The sequence below is a fragment of the Dyadobacter sp. BE31 genome, assembly GCF_031457695.1.
Taxonomy (GTDB): domain Bacteria; phylum Bacteroidota; class Bacteroidia; order Cytophagales; family Spirosomataceae; genus Dyadobacter.
In genome coordinates this window covers 220,883-237,870 of the sequence record NZ_JAVDXA010000004.1, presented here as the reverse complement: position 1 = coordinate 237,870, position 16,988 = coordinate 220,883, and the positions used below count along the sequence as shown (strand labels likewise).

General features: G+C 51.6%; 11 protein-coding genes. 10 read left to right on the top strand and 1 reads right to left on the bottom strand.

All coding sequences use genetic code 11. The annotated features are described in order from the left end of the window. The 5 genes from J2Y43_RS21635 to J2Y43_RS21615 are packed head-to-tail and all read left to right on the top strand — an operon-like array spanning window position 1 to window position 10,453. The gene (locus J2Y43_RS21635) at window positions 1–2,397 is read left to right on the top strand and encodes a GAF domain-containing protein (protein WP_309987554.1); all 2,397 of its coding nucleotides are present in this window, start codon (window positions 1–3) and stop codon (window positions 2,395–2,397) included. A 24-nt stretch (window positions 2,398–2,421) separates the two neighbouring features. Continuing rightward, entirely contained in the window at window positions 2,422–3,729 is a 1,308-nt protein-coding gene (locus tag J2Y43_RS21630; RefSeq protein ID WP_309987556.1) for a Pycsar system effector family protein, read from the top strand. An 11-nt stretch (window positions 3,730–3,740) separates the two neighbouring features. Continuing rightward, on the top strand, window positions 3,741–5,777 hold the full coding sequence (gene ppk1 / locus J2Y43_RS21625) for a polyphosphate kinase 1 (protein ID WP_309987559.1): 2,037 nt from the start codon (window positions 3,741–3,743) through the stop codon (window positions 5,775–5,777). Next, window positions 5,777–6,643 (top strand): SdiA-regulated domain-containing protein, encoded by an 867-nt coding sequence (locus J2Y43_RS21620; protein ID WP_309987562.1) that lies wholly within the window; start codon window positions 5,777–5,779, stop codon window positions 6,641–6,643. Before ppk1 ends, J2Y43_RS21620 begins: the two co-directional genes overlap by 1 nt. Window positions 6,644–6,661: 18 nt before the next feature. Then, window positions 6,662–10,453 (top strand): metallophosphoesterase, encoded by a 3,792-nt coding sequence (locus tag J2Y43_RS21615; RefSeq protein WP_309987565.1) that lies wholly within the window; start codon window positions 6,662–6,664, stop codon window positions 10,451–10,453. A gap of 271 nt (window positions 10,454–10,724) precedes the next feature. Here J2Y43_RS21615 and J2Y43_RS21610 read toward each other — a convergent pair whose 3' ends face one another. Then, window positions 10,725–11,246 carry a DUF4142 domain-containing protein gene (locus J2Y43_RS21610; RefSeq protein WP_309987568.1) on the bottom strand — a complete coding sequence of 174 codons (522 nt, stop codon included), beginning with the start codon at window positions 11,244–11,246 and terminating at the stop codon, window positions 10,725–10,727. 107 nt (window positions 11,247–11,353) lie between these two features. Here J2Y43_RS21610 and J2Y43_RS21605 point away from each other — a divergent pair, with 107 nt between their 5' ends. The 5 genes from J2Y43_RS21605 to J2Y43_RS21585 all read left to right on the top strand — a co-directional run bounded on the left by J2Y43_RS21605 (window position 11,354) and on the right by J2Y43_RS21585 (window position 16,964). Further along, window positions 11,354–12,760, top strand: coding sequence for a PAS domain S-box protein (locus tag J2Y43_RS21605; protein ID WP_309987572.1), 1,407 nt, complete (start codon window positions 11,354–11,356; stop codon window positions 12,758–12,760). Then, window positions 12,750–13,175, top strand: a complete 426-nt coding sequence (locus J2Y43_RS21600; RefSeq protein ID WP_223403365.1) for a response regulator — start codon at window positions 12,750–12,752, stop codon at window positions 13,173–13,175. Before J2Y43_RS21605 ends, J2Y43_RS21600 begins: the two co-directional genes overlap by 11 nt. A 109-nt stretch (window positions 13,176–13,284) precedes the next feature. Beyond that, window positions 13,285–15,039, top strand: coding sequence for an ATP-binding protein (locus tag J2Y43_RS21595; protein WP_309987576.1), 1,755 nt, complete (start codon window positions 13,285–13,287; stop codon window positions 15,037–15,039). Window positions 15,040–15,160: 121 nt separating this feature from the next. Next, the gene (locus tag J2Y43_RS21590) at window positions 15,161–15,760 is read left to right on the top strand and encodes a sigma-70 family RNA polymerase sigma factor (protein WP_309987579.1); all 600 of its coding nucleotides are present in this window, start codon (window positions 15,161–15,163) and stop codon (window positions 15,758–15,760) included. Window positions 15,761–15,866: 106 nt separating this feature from the next. Next, complete coding sequence (locus J2Y43_RS21585; RefSeq protein WP_309987582.1) at window positions 15,867–16,964, top strand: FecR domain-containing protein; 1,098 nt, start codon at window positions 15,867–15,869, stop codon at window positions 16,962–16,964. Window positions 16,965–16,988: the final 24 nt, after the last annotated feature.

Below are 16,988 nucleotides of genomic sequence, written 5' to 3'. Positions count from 1 at the left end.
ATGGAACCGATCACGATTGATGTAACTCAAAACACACCATACGGTCTCCAGAAACTTGACTCATCCATTTCTTTCCGGAGCTTCATCAGCTTTCTGGAAAGTAAAATCGATCAGGAAGAAACGGTCAAAAAGACATTTTTCTCGCTGGTTCTTGACAAACTGAAAGCCAATCCGGCTTTCAGTCAGGATATTCCCCTCGCGGAAGTCACTAACTATAAGGAGGAACTGAGTTTGATCTATGGCATGCTCATGCCACCTATCGCCAACGAAAAGGAAGTTTTCTGGGCGTTGAGTGCTCCCGTCAGCCCTATTGTTTTTTACGGCACGTCGGGTTTTTACAGCCTGCTTTTCCAGCAGGATGGCAATATACGGTGCGACCTCATCGAAGACCGCGGGGTCAATTACAAGCAGAAAATGCAGATGCTCTATTCCTTCATTCTGGAAAAGCTCTACCATTTTCCGCCCCTGCACCATCCGGATATGATCATTACTTTGAAGGACGACGATTCGGGCCTGCAGAAGTTTTACCGGGTGCATATCGATAACAGTTTTTGTGAAGTATATGCCAAAGGCAGCCTCCCCGAGCTCGACCTCGATACGCTGCGCTCGGATTTGCAGGAGAATTTCGATTTGAATGTATTTTCCACCTTATTGCCGCACAGCCTCTTCCATTTCGAGGGCTTTTCGGTGATTACGCTCAACGACGTTACCGCTGAACACGCCGTCGAAAATATCAAGAATACCATCCTCGACCGCGCTTCCTATGATCCCAAAACGTATTTCAACTACGTGGCGGGCGCATTGAAAATGCTGGTTGAAAACGCTGGGGTCGATTTCGGACTCATGGCCGTCTTGCGCGTGAACAACAAACTCGTTTTCGACCGGAGCTCTATCCTGTTCAGCAAGCTTATGAGCGCCGCCACCGAGAACGACATGGCCGAGCAGACGTACCTCGACATGGCTACCCAGTATTTCGAGGCCCCCAAAACGCTGCTCTTGCGTAACCTCGGTGCGGAAGATCCGAAAAAGCAGGACTTTATCCGCATTCTGCAAAATGACGGTGTGGAAGCGTACGCACTGCTGCCCGTTTACCACGATAACAAGGTAGTAGGTGTGCTGGAAGTGTATTCCAAAGAGCAGAAATCGATTGACGAACGCTTGCTCGCGAAGCTGGACATCGCATTGCCGTGGATCGCGCAGATGATGACCAACTACATCGACGAGTTCAATTTGCAGATCGACAATGTGATTCGCGACAAGTTTACCTCGCTGCAACCCGCCGTACAATGGCGCTTCCGCGAGACCGCCTGGCATTATATCCGCGATAAGGCCCTCAACCCGCAGAGCGCGGAGATAGAAGGCATCCAGTTTCGGAATGTGTACCCGCTGTACGGCGCGATCGACATCCGGAATTCCACCCTCGAAAGAAATGCAGCACTTCGGGAAGATCTTCGTCTTCAATTCAATGTATTGATAGAAACCTTTACTGTTCTTAAACAAAAACTCGGGTTCGGGCTGGCCGACGAGATGATTTTCAAATGCCGCAAATGGATTGCGGAAATCACCGACGAAAGCACCGATAACGACGAAATGAAGATTCGCGACTTCCTGGAAAACGAAGCGCATCCATTCTTGCAGCATTTCAAGGAAGAAAGCCTGAAAATGTTCGGCTCGGGCGCCATGGACCCCGGTGAGCTGGTGCTGCGCAACCGCATTGACCAGTATTTTGAAATGATTGACGAGGACCATGGCTCGGCATTTGCCAACCGTCGCGAGCTGGAAGCTTCAATGCAGGCGATTAACTCCTCCGTCAACCTCTACCTCGATCTGTTCAGAAACGAAATCCAGGAATCATACCCCTGCTATTTCGAGAAATTCAGGACGGACGGGATCGAGTACGACATTTACATTGGCCAGTCCATTGAACCGGAGAAGCGTTTCAGCGAACTTTACCTGAAAAACATCCGCCTGTGGCAGCTGACGACCATGGCAGCCATTGCCCGGATCACACATTCGCTGATCCCGCAACTGGAAAAGCCGCTCGAAACCACCCAGCTGATTTTCATCAACTCGGGCAGTATCGACATCAGTTTCCGGGACGACGAGCGACGGTTCGACGTCGAAGGCGCCTACAACATCCGGTACCAGGTGATCAAAAAACGGATCGACAAGGTGCATGTGAAAGGAACAGGCGAGCGGCTTACCCAGCCGGGCAAGATCGCGCTCGTGTATTTCAATGGCAAGTCGGCCGAAGAATATGTGGGGTATATCCGGTATTTGCAGGAAAAAAATACTTTATTGGATGATCTGGAATTTTTCGATCTTGAAGACTTGCAGGGAGTTACGGGACTTAAAGCGCTCCGCGTAAGTGTGAACCTGGAATCGGACTGGAATTAACGAAGCATCATAACTGAACGTTCTATGAATTATAACCATCGGCTCGACAAGGTTAAGCATCACGTCCACCATTTTTTTGGTACCAAGGCGCTGGCCCAGCTTAGCTACCATAATCTCGTTCATACGGAGTCGGTGGTGGGCAATGCCGTCAAGATCGCCAACCATTATCGGTTGGAGGATAAGGAGACTTTTATCGTGGTGACGGCCGCCTGGTTTCATGATACGGGATACAGTACCGGCGAGGCGGCCGGACACGAAAAACGGGGCGCTGCAATGGCCGCGGAGTTTCTCCGCTCGGAAGAGGTGGAAGAGGAGGTGATCGCCGAAGTGGAAGGGTGCATCCTGGCGACGGTATGGCCGCAAAAGCCGACTAATTTTCTCCAACAGGTTGTTTGCGATGCCGATTTGTACCACTTGGGTACCCCGGAATTCGGCGATTGGAACAAGCTCGTGCGAAAAGAAGCCGAACAGCGCCTCGGAAGGAAAATCGACAAAGCCGAATGGCGCAAAAGCACCATTAAGTTGCTCGAAAATCACGAGTACCAGACCGACTACTGCCGCGATCTTTTGGATAAACAAAAGAAAAAGAATCTCGAAAAGTTGAAGCAGAAGCTGCTGGAAGACGCATTGGAAGAAGCGGCCGCTCAGGAATCGCAGCAGCGGGGCACGTCGGCAACACCGGCGACCGAGCCGCCGGCCACCAGCCCGGCCACGTCGACTGTTGCGGACCTTCCGGTGATCAAGCACCACAAAGAAACATTCATTCCTGAAATAACCGAAGGCAAAAAGAAAAAGGATGACAGGCCGGACAAGGGTATCGAAACGATGTTCCGGATCAGCTCCAACAACCACCAGCGCCTGAGCGATATGGCCGATAACAAGGCGCATATCATGATCACGACCACGTCGATCATCATTTCGGTGCTCCTGAGCGTGCTCGTGCGCAAGCTGGAAGACAATGCATACCTCATTATCCCGACGATGATGCTGCTCACGGTGTGTATGGTCACGATGGTGTTCTCGATCCTGTCTACCCGCCCGACGATCCCGCGCGGTACGTTCACGCAGGACGATATCGATGCCAAAAGCGTGAACCTGCTGTTTTTCGGGAACTTCTACCGGATGTCGTTCAATGAGTATTCCAAAGGCATGCAGACGATGATGAACGACCGGGATTTCCTGTACGGTAGCCTCACGAAAGATGTTTATTCCCAGGGTGTTGTCTTGGGTAGAAAGTACCGGCTCCTGCGCGTTGCTTATAATGTATTCATGTTTGGCATCGTCATTTCCGTGGTTGCATTTGTGATCGCCTCCATTTTCTTCGAACACTGATCCGCCGTCTTATGGAAGCGTTCCGCTATTTCAACCGGGATATCAGCTGGCTTTCCTTCAATGAAAGGGTATTGATGGAAGCCGCGAACGAGTCCGTCCCGCTCATGGAACGGATCCGGTTTCTGTCGATCTATTCGTCCAACCTCGATGAATTTTACCGGGTTCGGATGCCTTACCTGCAAAAGAACGCGATGCAGGATGCGGACAACAATGCTTTTCTGGATGCAGAGGCAACCGTGAACCGGCAGTTGGATGAATTCGGCCGCATTCTCGGGAAGTCGGTTATTCCGGCGCTTGCAAGGCTGGGATTTCATTTTTTGTATAAAGAATCCATCTCCGAACAGATTGCCGTTTTCGCACGCCACTATTTTTACACGCAAATAGCGGGCTTTTTGCAACCGGTTTATTTGAACGATAAGACTTCCTTTTTTCCTGAAAACAACCAGATTTACATCGTCGTGGTGCTGGAATTACCGGGCGACAAGGAGAAAATCGCACTGGTGAATATCCCTGTGCCCCAGCTCGACCGGTTTGTGAAAATCAGGCAGCCCGACGGGGAATACATTATCTTCCTCGAAGACCTTATTCGCTGTAATCTGAGCATTCTCTTTCCGGATGCGCTGGATATCAAAGCATTCAATATCAAAGTTACCCGCGATGCGGAGCTGGATTTGCTCGACGAAGATGGCGAGGACATGGCCGAACAAGTGGAGAAGCAGTTGAGCAAACGCGACTTTGGCCTGGCCACGCGATTGCTGTATGAGCCCGGCTTGTCGTTGCGGCATTTGCAATACATTGTGAATGTGTTTGATCTGAAAAAAGCATCGCTTGTGGAAGGCGGGCGCTATCATAATCTGAAAGACCTGTCGGCGCTGCCCGTGGCTTCACCGGCGATTTCCTATCCCGCATGGCCCGCTGCGCAGCATCTGCAAGGTTTTGTGGAGCCTGAGACATTGTTCGAAGCCCTCACCCGCCGCGATCTGATGGTGCACGCGCCTTACCAGACTTACGATACCATTCTCCGGTTTTTCAATGAAGCCGCGATAGACCGCTCGGTGCAGGAGATCTACACGACCATGTACCGGGTTGCATATGATTCCAAAATTGCCCACGCGCTCATTACCGCGGCTAAAAACGGGAAGAAGGTAACGGTACTCGTCGAGCTGAAAGCACGATTCGATGAAGCGAATAATATCCGCTGGGCGAAGAAGATGAAATCGGCGGGTGTGAAGATCATTCACAGCGTGACCGCATTGAAGGTGCATGCGAAACTGGCATTGGTGAAGCGGAAACACGCAACGCATTCCCACCTCGGCCTGCTTGCCACGGGTAATCTCAACGAAGGCACCGCCCGCTTTTACACCGACCATATCCTGCTCACGGCGCATCCGGCCATGCTGAAAGAGGCCGAGCTATTGTTTGGTTTTTTAAGTAAAAAGAAAAAGCCGGAGAAGATCGACGCCTTGCGTTTCGAGCATTTGCTGGTAGCGCAGTTCAACCTGCAAAACCGGTTTATTGAGCTCATTGATAGGGAAATTGAGAATGCCAAAGCCGGCCTTCCCGCAGGCATTACCATTAAACTGAACAACCTGGAAGAAGAAGTGCTGATCAACAAACTGTATGAGGCTTCCAATGCAGGCATTACCGTAAACCTGATCGTGCGGAGCATTTGCAGGCTCGTGCCGGGCATTCCGGGACAGAGCGAAAACATCCGTATCAAGCGCATTGTGGACCGTTACCTCGAACACGGCCGCGTTTTCATTTTCCATAACAATGGCCAGCCCGAGGTATTCATGGGTTCCGCCGACTGGATGAACCGCAACATTTACCGCCGCATAGAGGTATGCTTCCCAATCTATCATGAAGATTTGAAAAAGCAGCTCATCGACATCCTGGCCCTGCAATGGGACGACACCGTGCAAGCCGTGTGGATCGACGAGAAACTGCATAATGCGCCCGTTACGACGCTTCCCGGGGGCGTGCGCTCGCAGGAGGCCATTTACCAGTACCTGACGGGTGCCGTAGAGAATCTTAAAAAGACATTCTGATGAAAAAACAATACGGATCGGCGTTGGCGGCGGTTGCATTGCTGGGCTTGCTGGCAATGGGCTGCAATTCGACGCAAAAGGAGACGGAGATTTTCCGCGAATACGATTTAAACAAACCCGAGAAGTTCAACCTGCCTGAAAGCCTGTTCGAAGTTTCGGGCATTGCATTCGACAAGGGGCAGAGCGATACGATCTACGCAATCCAGGACGAAGACGGCAAGCTGTTCAGGCTGGCGTGGGACGTGCCTAAACAATTGCATGCGAAGTTTGGTAAAAAAGGTGATTACGAAGATGTTTCGATCATCAACGACCGCGCCTATATTCTGAAAAGCAATGGTACTATTTACACATTCCCGATGGCCGAAGCCATTTTCGAGGAGCCGGAAGGCGTATCGGAGGTGAAAGGTATTTTACCCAAAGGCGAATATGAAGGAATGTATGGCGACGAAGGTACCGGCGAACTGTTTGTGATTTGCAAGAACTGCGCGGGCGATGACTCCAAGAACAGTGTTTCGGGCTATATCCTAAAAACCGGGCCGGATTCGGTGATCGCGGAATCGGGCAAATTTGCGGTTAATGTGGATGAAATTAAGGCGATTACCGGCAAGGTATCGCGCGGTTTCAGGCCGTCGGGCATTGCGCGGAACCCCATCACCAAGGAGTGGTACATTATTTCGGCGGTAAACAAACTGGTGGTCGTGACCGACCGGCAGTGGCGGGTGAAAGATGCCCACCATCTGAACAGCAACATGTTTATCCAGCCGGAAGGCATTGCGTTCGACAATGCGGGCAATCTTTATATTTCCAATGAGGGCGACGACCTTTTCAGCGGAAATGTGCTCAAATTCAGAAAATCGGGCCAATAGGGCCTTTGCTGACATCCTATGAATAGATATTTACTCCGTTTACTTGCATTGGGGACAGTTCTGGCAGGCGTATCGTCTTGTGCCAGCTATAAAACCCGTTTTTCGAAGGAAGGTGCGCAATGGCAGTCGGCTTCGCCCGATCCTGCATTGGAACTGAAACATACCATGTACCTCGTGGGCGACGCGGGCAACGATTCGCCCGGTAACCGTGCGCCGGTTTTGGAATACCTCAAAACGAAACTCGGCACCGAATCGAAAAACAGCTCCATATTGTTCCTCGGGGATAATATCTACGAATCGGGTATGCCCCCGTCGGAGGATTCGGCTGCACGCAAGATGGCCGAATTTCGCATCGACTCACAGCTCGAAACCCTTGAAAACTTCAAAGGACATCCCATTTTTCTGCCCGGTAACCACGACTGGCGCGGTTGGGGCGTGAAGGGACTGAAACGGCAGGAGAAATACGTTCAGAAGCATATCAACGAAGCTCGGGGAAAGAAGGATAAGGAAGAGTATGAAGACTATTTCCTGCCATTGAACGGCTGCTCAGGCCCGGAAGTGGTGGAACTGAACGATAATGTGGTGATCATCGTCGCCGATTCGCAATGGTGGCTTACCGACTGGGACCGCGATCAGAAGATTAATGACGGCTGCGAGATCAGGAACCGCGAGCAGTTCCGGTTTGTATGGGAGAATGTGGTGCGTAAATACCGCAACAAGCACGTCGTGATCGCGATGCACCACCCGCCTTATACCTATGGCCCGCATGGGGGAAGGTTCACCATCAAGCAGCACATTTTCCCGCTTACCGAGCTGAATCCGAAGCTGTACATTCCGCTGCCGGTACTCGGCAGCCTCAGCGCATTGTTCCGCGCGACGATCGGTTCCCGGCAAGACGTCGCCAACAAGCATTATAAGGAGCTCCGCACGGCGGTGCTCGCGGGCGCGAAGAAGAACGGGAAATTCATTTTTGCGAGCGGGCATGAGCATGCATTGGAGTTTATCGAGAATGACGGGCAGGAGTTTATCGTGAGCGGAAGCGGCTCGAAAGTCAGCCCGGTGAGCCTTGGCAAAGGATCGATGTTCTCTTCTTCCAAACTCGGTTTCTCGACATTGAGCTTCTACGCGGGCGGCGAAACCTGGGCCAAATTTTGGGAAGTAACACCGGATGGCAAAGATGCCAAACTGGTTTTTCAGCACAAAGTGAAGGATAAGCAACTGACCGAAATTCCGGATTCGACCATCGCATTTACCGAATACAACCAGCATGCGGACTCGACTACGAAATTCATTGTCAGCAACGAGGTAAAACCGATTGGCAAGATCCACAAGGCGATGCTAGGAGAGCATTACCGGCCATTATACCTCCAACAATACCGATTTCCGGTGCTGGATATGGCTACCTACAAAGGCGGCGTGATCCCTATCAAGCAGGGTGGGGGTAACCAGACCAATTCGCTGCGCCTCCGCGACGGCGATGGCCGGGAATATGCCATGCGCGGCCTTACCAAGGACGTGAGCCGGTTCCTGCCATTTCCGTTCAATCAGATGATCGCGGCGCAATACCTGGTGGAAGATAACTTCCTTTCGACGAACCCGTTTGCGCCCTTGAATATGCCTGCATTGGCGGGGGCGATCAATGTGTATCATACCAATCCAAGAATGTACTATGTGCCTGCCCAGCCCGGGCTGGGAACATTCAACAGCATTTTCGGCGGAACAATGAACCTCGTGGAGGAACGGGCCGACGGTAAGAAATGGAAGAATGCCGATTTCTTCGGGAATCCCGATAAAATCGTGAGTACGCCCGAACTGGTGGAAGCATTGCTGGAAAACAGCAAAAACAAAGTAGATGAATCATGGGCGATCCGCACGCGTTTGCTCGATTTCGTGGTTGGCGACTGGGACCGCCACGACGACCAGTGGGCCTGGGCTTCGACCAAGCAGAAAGACGGTACCATCATTTACCGTCCCATTCCCCGCGACCGCGACCAGGCATTTTCGCGTTACGATGGCTTCCTGACAAACATTGCCCGGCAAACGCTGCCATTCCTGAGGCAATTGCAAACCTACGGTCCCGAGATCCAGAGCATGAAATGGACCACTTGGAGTGCCCGCCTTTTCGACCGCACGTTCCTGAACGAGCTGAGCTGGGAGCAATGGGAGGAGCAGGTGAAGTACATTCAAAAGAACCTTACCGACGATGCTATCGAGGCGTCTTTCAATGACTGGCCGCCCAAAGCGCGCGAAATGGTATCCGCCAAAATGATTGAAGGCCTGAAAGCACGCCGGGCACATTTGATGGAGATCGCACGCACGCACTATGAATTTGTGAGCAAGGAAGTGAATGTGATCGGTACCGAAGAGAAGGAACGCTTCCTGATCGAGCGGATGGACGACGCGCATACGCGTGTGACCGTATATGAGACGGGCAAAGAAGGGCGCATCAAGCACCAGAATTACCAGCGGGTTTTCGAAAATGCGGTGACGCATGCTATTAATATATATGGAAATGGCGACGACGATGAGTTTATCGTAAAAGGCGACGTCCGTAAAGGCGTTAAGCTGCGGCTCATCGGCGGGCTGGGTAAGGACGTTTTCGCAGATAGTGCGCGCGTGAGCGGGGGCGGGAAGAAAACACTCGTTTATGACGATTTAAAAAGCAATACCGTTATCTCGGGCCCCGACACGAAGGACAAGCGCACCAGCCTGTACCGTTTTAATGTGTACGACCGCAGGAGTGCCGACAGCAACTATGATATCACCTTGCCGCTGCCATTGCTCGGTGCGAACCCCGACGACGGTTTCTTCCTCGGCGGGGCGGTGAATATCACCAAATACGGCTTCAAAAAAGAACCCTACGCCTCGGTGCAGAGCATTGGCGGGAGTTTTGCGGTGAGAACGCAGGGTTTCAAAGTCAATTACACCGGCGATTTTATCAATGCATTCAAGAAATTCGATTTTTACCTCGATAGCTATTACCGCGGTCCTCGCTATGCATTCAACTATGCGGGGTTAGGGAATGAAACCGAGCGGCCTGTGGACGATGCCAATTTCTACCGCGTACGCCAGAGTGCATTTTACGTGTATCCTGCGCTCAAAAAACGTTTCGGCGGCCATAATGGCTTTGTTACGTTAGGTCCGGTGTTTGAAGTGAACGACATCCAGGCAACCGGTGGCCGCTACATCACCAGCAGCGAGAATGGCTTGCCGAACGATATTTTCAAAACCAAATATTATAGCGGCGCTAAGTTTACCTTCAATTTCAGCAGTGTCGATAATATCTTTTCGCCGCATACAGGTATCCGTTTCAATGCCGCATTGAACTGGACGGCCGATCTGAAAAGCGACAAAAATTTTACCGGCCTCCGTGCGCAATTTGCCTGGTATACCGCACTCGATCAGAAGGAAAACCTCATCCTCGCCACACAGGCAGGTACGGGTGTGAACTTCGGGAGCGGGTTCCAGTTTTTCCAGATGCCGAACATTGGCGGCAAGTTGGGGCTACGGGGATACCGTACCGAACGGTTCTACGGAAAGAGCTCATTCTGGCACGATACCGACCTGCGTTTGCGCCTCGGCAGCAGCTATAATCCCACGTTACCGCTCACCTACGGCATTTTCGGAGGCTTTGATTACGGTCGTGTGTGGCTGGAAGGTGAATCGTCGGACAAATGGCATTACAACTATGGCGGCGGCATCTGGCTCTCGCCGGTCGACGCGCTGACTATTGCGGTAGGCGCATTCATCCCGAAAGAAAAGAAAGAAGAGAAGCCGCGGATTGCTTTGCAACTCGGGTTCTGGTTTTGAGGGCGGGAGGGGCGACGGCTGACCGCCGACCATGGACCATGGACCGCCGACCATGGACCGCCGACGGCTGACCGCCGACCGCCGACCATGATTTGATCCTGAAAAAACAAGAATAATAGGCCTGCGGCCGAACGCCGACCACGGTCTGGTCGTGAAAAAACAGGAGTAATAGGACGGTCGATGGTCGATGGTCTATGGTCCATGGTCCGTTGTCGGCGGTCAGCGGTCAGCAGTCGGCGGTCACCCGTCGCTCTCGCCCGTCGCCCGGCCGCTATTCCAGCGAATCCCGCAAGGCTTTGGCGCGTTCTTCGAACTGCCTTACGAGGGGAAGGCGATCGGCCGCCCATTGTTTCAACTCGGTGTCTTTGCCGGAGGTCCCTTCGATCTCCATCATTCGTATCACGCGTTCCTGAATCGCGACCATCTGGTTGAGATACAGGGTATCAAGGCTCATTCCGGTTTGCATGGAAAGGCTGTCGAGCTGCTGTTGGCGCTCATCGGAGAGCGTGGTGGGAAGCTGTACTTTCCTGGCTGCGGCGAGCGTCTGTAACTCCTTTCCGGCCTGGGTATGGCTCGCCGTCATTTCTTCGCCGTATTCCTGAATGCTGTCCCGCGTCGTGCGTGATGCGGCTACTTGTCCGGCATTGACCTGAAACAAGGCATCGTCGGCTGCTTCCAGGATAAACTGTTTATCGAGCTCGCCGATCACCGACGGGTCGGTTTTATCGTTGTTTTCGCAGTTTGTAAGGGTGAAGAAGAAGCATGTTAGTGTTAGAAATATGTATCCGCGCATAAACTTCCTGGTTGTTTTGCAACCCGAAGGATAATTATTATGCCAGCGAGATATAAATTTGTAATATTAAATCTACATGACACCTATTCCCGTGAGGGGTTGAATGAATGAATACAGCGCGGCAGGAAGAGTTTGAAGACAGGACGCCGGTGGCTTCTGAGATCATGTACCACGATTTGTTTGCGCTTAACCCGCAGCCCATGTGGGTTTATGACGTGGAAACTTACGGTATACTGGATGTTAACCAGGCTGCGGTGCGGCATTACGGCTTCACCAGGGAGGAGTTCTTGGGGATGACCATCCTGGCTCTGAGGCCTGAAACGGAAATTCCGGTAACGCTGGAAGCCGTAAGCATTGTGCGGAAACACGAGCAGCTTTTCTCATCGGGCGTGTATAAGCACTGCAAAAAGAACGGTGCGCTTATGGATGTCCTCATTCAGAGCAATATCGTTTATGTGAATGGCAGAAAGGCCGAACTGGTACTTGCAACGGACATCACGTCCTGGATCGCCTCGGAGCAGGAGCGCAGGATGTCGGAGGAGAAGTTTAAAGCGATTTTCGACCATACCACGGACGCGATCGTACTTTGCGACGACAATGGCTGCTGCACCGACCTCAACGAGGCAACGCGCCGGATGCTCGGTTATGAAATCAGCGATCTCCGGGGTATTTGCATCGAAGACTTTCTGCAATTACCACAAGAAATGGATTTCAATGTGGTATGGAAGAACTTCCTCAATGGTGAAATTCTCAACGGTTTGATGAAAATCAGGAGGAAGGACGGCACACTGATAACCGGCAGTTTCAATTCCAAATCCAATATTTTACCTGGCTTGCACATGTGCGTGATCACGGATGTGACCGAGAGCCTGGAAAAGAAACGAGAGCTCATGGCGAGCGAGCGGCGGTTTAAAGCATTGGTCCAGGAGGGCGCAGACCTCATTGCGATCCTGGATGAACAGGGAAATTACCAGTTTGTGAGCGAAAGCTGCTATCCCATTCTTGGCATCGAGCCTGGCTTTTTGGTAGGGAAAAATGCATTCGACTGGATCCATCCCGACGACCGCGAGGCTGTACTGGCATTGTTTTTAAAAATCAGGGAACACCGGCAGATCAGGACGGAGCCTTTTCGCTTTAAGGACGGGTTCGGGAAATACCGGTGGATCGTGACCATCGCAACCAATATGACCGATGATCCGGCGGTTGGCGGCGTGGTGGCAAACTCCCGGGACATTACCGATGCCGTAGAGAAGGCGAGGGATCTCGAGGTCAGCAACGAGCGGTACCGGCAACAGAATGAGCGGCTGAGGGAAATCGCGTGGACGCAGTCGCATGTGGTGCGCGCGCCGCTTACGCGCCTGATGGGCCTGGTGGAGCTACTTCAATCCGGCGACACCGCGGGTATGCCGGTCGAGATGGCCCTGGGGCTGATCAAATCCTCGGCGGATGAGCTGGACGAGGTGATCCGGGAAATTGTAAGCAAGGCAGATAAAGTTCAGAACGATGACGAATGACGGGCTTAAAATCCTTTTGGTAGACGACGACAAGATCATGTTGTTTCTTCACGATACCTTTCTCAAAAGAAGCGGCGTATTGTGCGATACCGTGCTTTGCTATAATGGGCAGGAGGCGCTGGATTACCTGGATAGCAACCAGGCGATGGAAACGACGTTTCTGGTGCTGCTCGACATCAATATGCCGGTCATGAATGGCTGGGAGTTTCTGGGGGCCATCCGCGACAGGCCCTATTTGTCGAAGGTGCTGATTGTCATGGTGAGCTCCGCAACCGAAGAGAGCGAGAAGTCCCGCGCGTTGACGTTCGGGCAGGTGATTGATTATCAGCAAAAACCGCTCACTGTTGAAACCTGCCGCCGGATCATTGGCTCGGAAAAATTGAGACGATTTTTTGACAACGTCATACTGGAATAGCCGCATTTGATCCGCAGGGTAATAAAAACCCGTATTTGCGCCTTAAAATGCGCTGTCTTTAATATTTTTAAGGGTATTTTTGGGTTTAAACGTTCAAAAAAGCTCCTATTTGAAAGATATCTACTATTCCGAATCTTTTGAGCAGCTTTGGCAGGAAGAGACGGAAATCAAGACCCGGGTTCAAAACCGGCTGTTCTGCCTGACGTTCCTGGTTTGCAACCCCTTGTCGGCGATCGCCTTTTACCTCTCCGGCGACCCGTTTTTTTACACATTGTTGCCGACCCACCTGCTGTCCGATTCCATCATTCTCGGATACATGTTCCTGAATTACAAAAGGGTGATTTCGGGGCAGCAGATGAGCTTCTATACCTTTGCGACGCTGGTTTGCTTTTACGCGTTTCTCCTATCCAGGCCACATTTCTCGTATGTGCAATCCTGCATCAACCTTACGCTCGCGGTCATATTTGCGGGGCTGGTCCTGCGTTGGCCGCTACGTTACGGCGTGGTTATTTCTGTAATGGCCCTCGTGCTCTATCCGGCGTCGATCCATTTTGTGAGCAATACCTCCCTGTCCGATTTTGTGGAGCAGGGGGCCATTTTCGTAATGGCGGCTCATGTAGTGTTCCCTTTTGTGGTTAAAATGAATTATAACAAGGATAAACGAGAGTTCTACTTCCGCTACACCCTGCAACAGCAAAACGACGCTCTGGAACGACAAAAAACCATTGCCGAGCAGGCTACCCGTGCCAAAACCGACTTCCTGTCGATGATGAGCCACGAGATCCGTACGCCATTGAACGGGATCGTAGGCATGGTGCATTTGATGATGCAGGAAGACAGCGGCGAAAAGCCCAATGACTTACTAAAGACCCTGAAATTCTCGGCCGACCACCTCATGGCGGTGGTGAACGATGTGCTGGATTTCAACAAGATCAACTCCAACCACGTGGTGCTCGACCCGCAGCCGTTCAATCCGTTCGATTTTTTTGATACACTCAAGAAGACCTTCGATCCGAAAGCCAATGAGAAGGGCGTTTCCCTGGTGTTCTCCGTTGATCCCGGATTACCCGTGCAGCTCGTCGCGGATCGCCTTCGTTTAAGCCAGGTGATTACTAATCTGGTGCATAATGCGATCAAATTTACCCCCAAGGGATCCGTTACGCTCGATGTAAAACAGGTGGCCCGTACACCTGAGGCCGTGACCATCGATTTCGCAGTGACCGACACAGGCATCGGTATCCCGAAGTCGGAGCAGCCCGGTATTTTTGAAATTTTTACCCAGGTTCGGGCCAGGACTCACTCCGACAGCGTGAGCGGAACAGGACTTGGCCTGGCCATTTCCAGGGAACTTATGCGTCTGTTCGGCAGCGAAATCCATTTGGAAAGCGAGGAGGGGAAAGGGGCGCGGTTTATGTTTCAGTTATCGATGCCCTACTCGGAGCAGCCGATGGTAGTGAACCAGCCATCGCCCGCGGTGGTAGCCGGCGACATGCCGGAAGTGCGGGTGCTGGTAGCCGACGACAATAAAACCAACCTGGTACTGGCCACGCAACTGCTCAAACGCAGGAATATCCTTCACGACACGGCATCGAACGGACAGGAAGCTTATGAAATGTTTAGTAGGAACCGGTACGATCTCGTGCTGATGGACCTTCGCATGCCCATTATGGATGGTTTTGAAAGCACCGCGCTCATTCGCCAGCTCGATCCCGTTGTGCCTATCATCGCGCTTACGGCTTCGGCCTTCGAAAACGAAAAAGAGCGGGCCATGGCTAATGGTTTCTCAGGGTATTTCATCAAACCTTTTATTCCTCAGGACTTCTACGATTATATCTTTCCTTTTCTGGGAATCGCTGTAAAATAATATTTATTAGGTTTATAGTTATATAAATATAACTTTGGCCCCCAGCTTATGCAGCCCAGCTTGCGCAGCCCGTCCTTGGTATCTGCCTGCATAACCCAGCAAAGAAAACGTTCGATCATGCATGACTAGCGGTGGAAATTCCTCTCAATCCAGGGATACCCGGCTCTGGAAAGAGCTGGTGGAAGGCAGTGACCAGGCTTTGGGGCAGCTGATGCATTTCCATTTCAAAGCCCTGCTCAATTATGGCTTCAAGTTTGTGAAAGACGAAGCCTTCGTCAAAGACTGCATTCAGGAAGTATTTATTGATCTCTGGCACAGCCGCAGGAGAGTGGCTGAACCAATGCACGTCAGAGCTTATCTGCTGGTTTCCCTTCGCCGTAAAATAGCCCGCAACCGCCGCACCATGCGCCTGGCCGACGATTCGCTCCATGACGAATATGCCTTTTCCATGGAGTTCTCTCCCGAATGGTGGATGATCAAAGACGAAACCCTGGCCCGGAAAGCACAGGTGGTTTCGGAAATGCTCGCAGCCTTACCTGTACGGCAGCGGGAGGTGATCTACCTCAAATATTACCAGGAGCTCAGTCGCGAGGAGATTTCGGCTATGCTCAACATAACCCCGCAAACGGTTTCCAATCTGCTCCAAATGGCCTACGGCCAGCTTCGCAAACGCTTCAGTCCATTAGCAATCAGTGCACTTTTGGTGTTTCTATTTATTTGATTTTTAGGTATTTGTGATGTTTAAATAAAAATATTTCAAAAAAATCTGTAAATCATGGTATCTGGAAGGTGCCATTTGTATCTCTTTATCAGAAGCGTTCCCCATCATGAATTATCGACATTATACGGCTACCGATTTTGTTACGGATCCGTTTTTCAGATCCTGGATACTGGAACAGGATTCATCGGCGGCGGCTTTTTGGGAAAACTGGATGAACGAAAACCCGGATCGTCGGGAAGAGCTGGACGAGGCGCGTGCATTGTTGTATGTTTTGGCTGAAAAAGCGTTGTACGTAGGAACGGAAGAGCTGGACGGGCGCGTGACGGACTTGCTCGCACACATAGGCGGGAACGCACAGCGTACGGAAATGCGTACGAGGCCTGCATTCTACCGGTATTGGGGTATTGCTGCTTCGATATGCGCCGTGGTAGGACTCGGCTGGCTCGGATACCGTTCCATGGAAGTAAAGCCGGACAGAGTGGGGGAGTCAGCGACTATGACTGAAAATGTGGCAGGGCATATCGTGCGTTTCAACCAGACTACCAAGCCCATTACGATCCTGCTGGATGACAGCAGCGTGGTAACGCTGGAACCGCAAAGTGAGTTGACATTTCCGGAGAAATTCGCTCCGGAAAAACGGGAGGTGCATTTGAAAGGAGAGGCATTTTTCCAGATCAGCCACAATCCGGAAAGGCCTTTTCTGGTGAAAACAAAAGAACTGGTGACCCGCGTACTCGGGACGAGTTTCACGGTAAGGTCATTTGAAAAAGATCGCAATGCATCGGTTTCGGTCAAAACGGGCCGGGTGTCGGTTTATTCGAAGAAAGATGAACCCGGTGCAGGATCGCCGGAAAAAGTGATGGGCGTGGTGCTGAAACCCAATCAGCGGGTGCTGTTCGACAAGCAGGAATCCCGGTTGGTGAAGGTTATAGTGGACATGCCGCTGAGAGTGAGTGAAATACCGGCGGCGTCACTGGTATTCGATGAGGCGCCGGTTAAAAATGTATTCAAAACGCTCGAAAAAGAATACGGTATCGAGCTGTTTTTCAACGAAGAGTTGCTGTCGGACTGCCAGCTGACGGCGAATCTTTCGGGATTACCGATGTATGAGCAGCTAGACCTGATATGCCGGATCATCCACGCGAAATATGAAGTAGTGGACGGGCAGGTGATCATACATGGCGAAGGCTGCAAAGCCGATTGAAATAATGTTCCGACCTGTTTAATG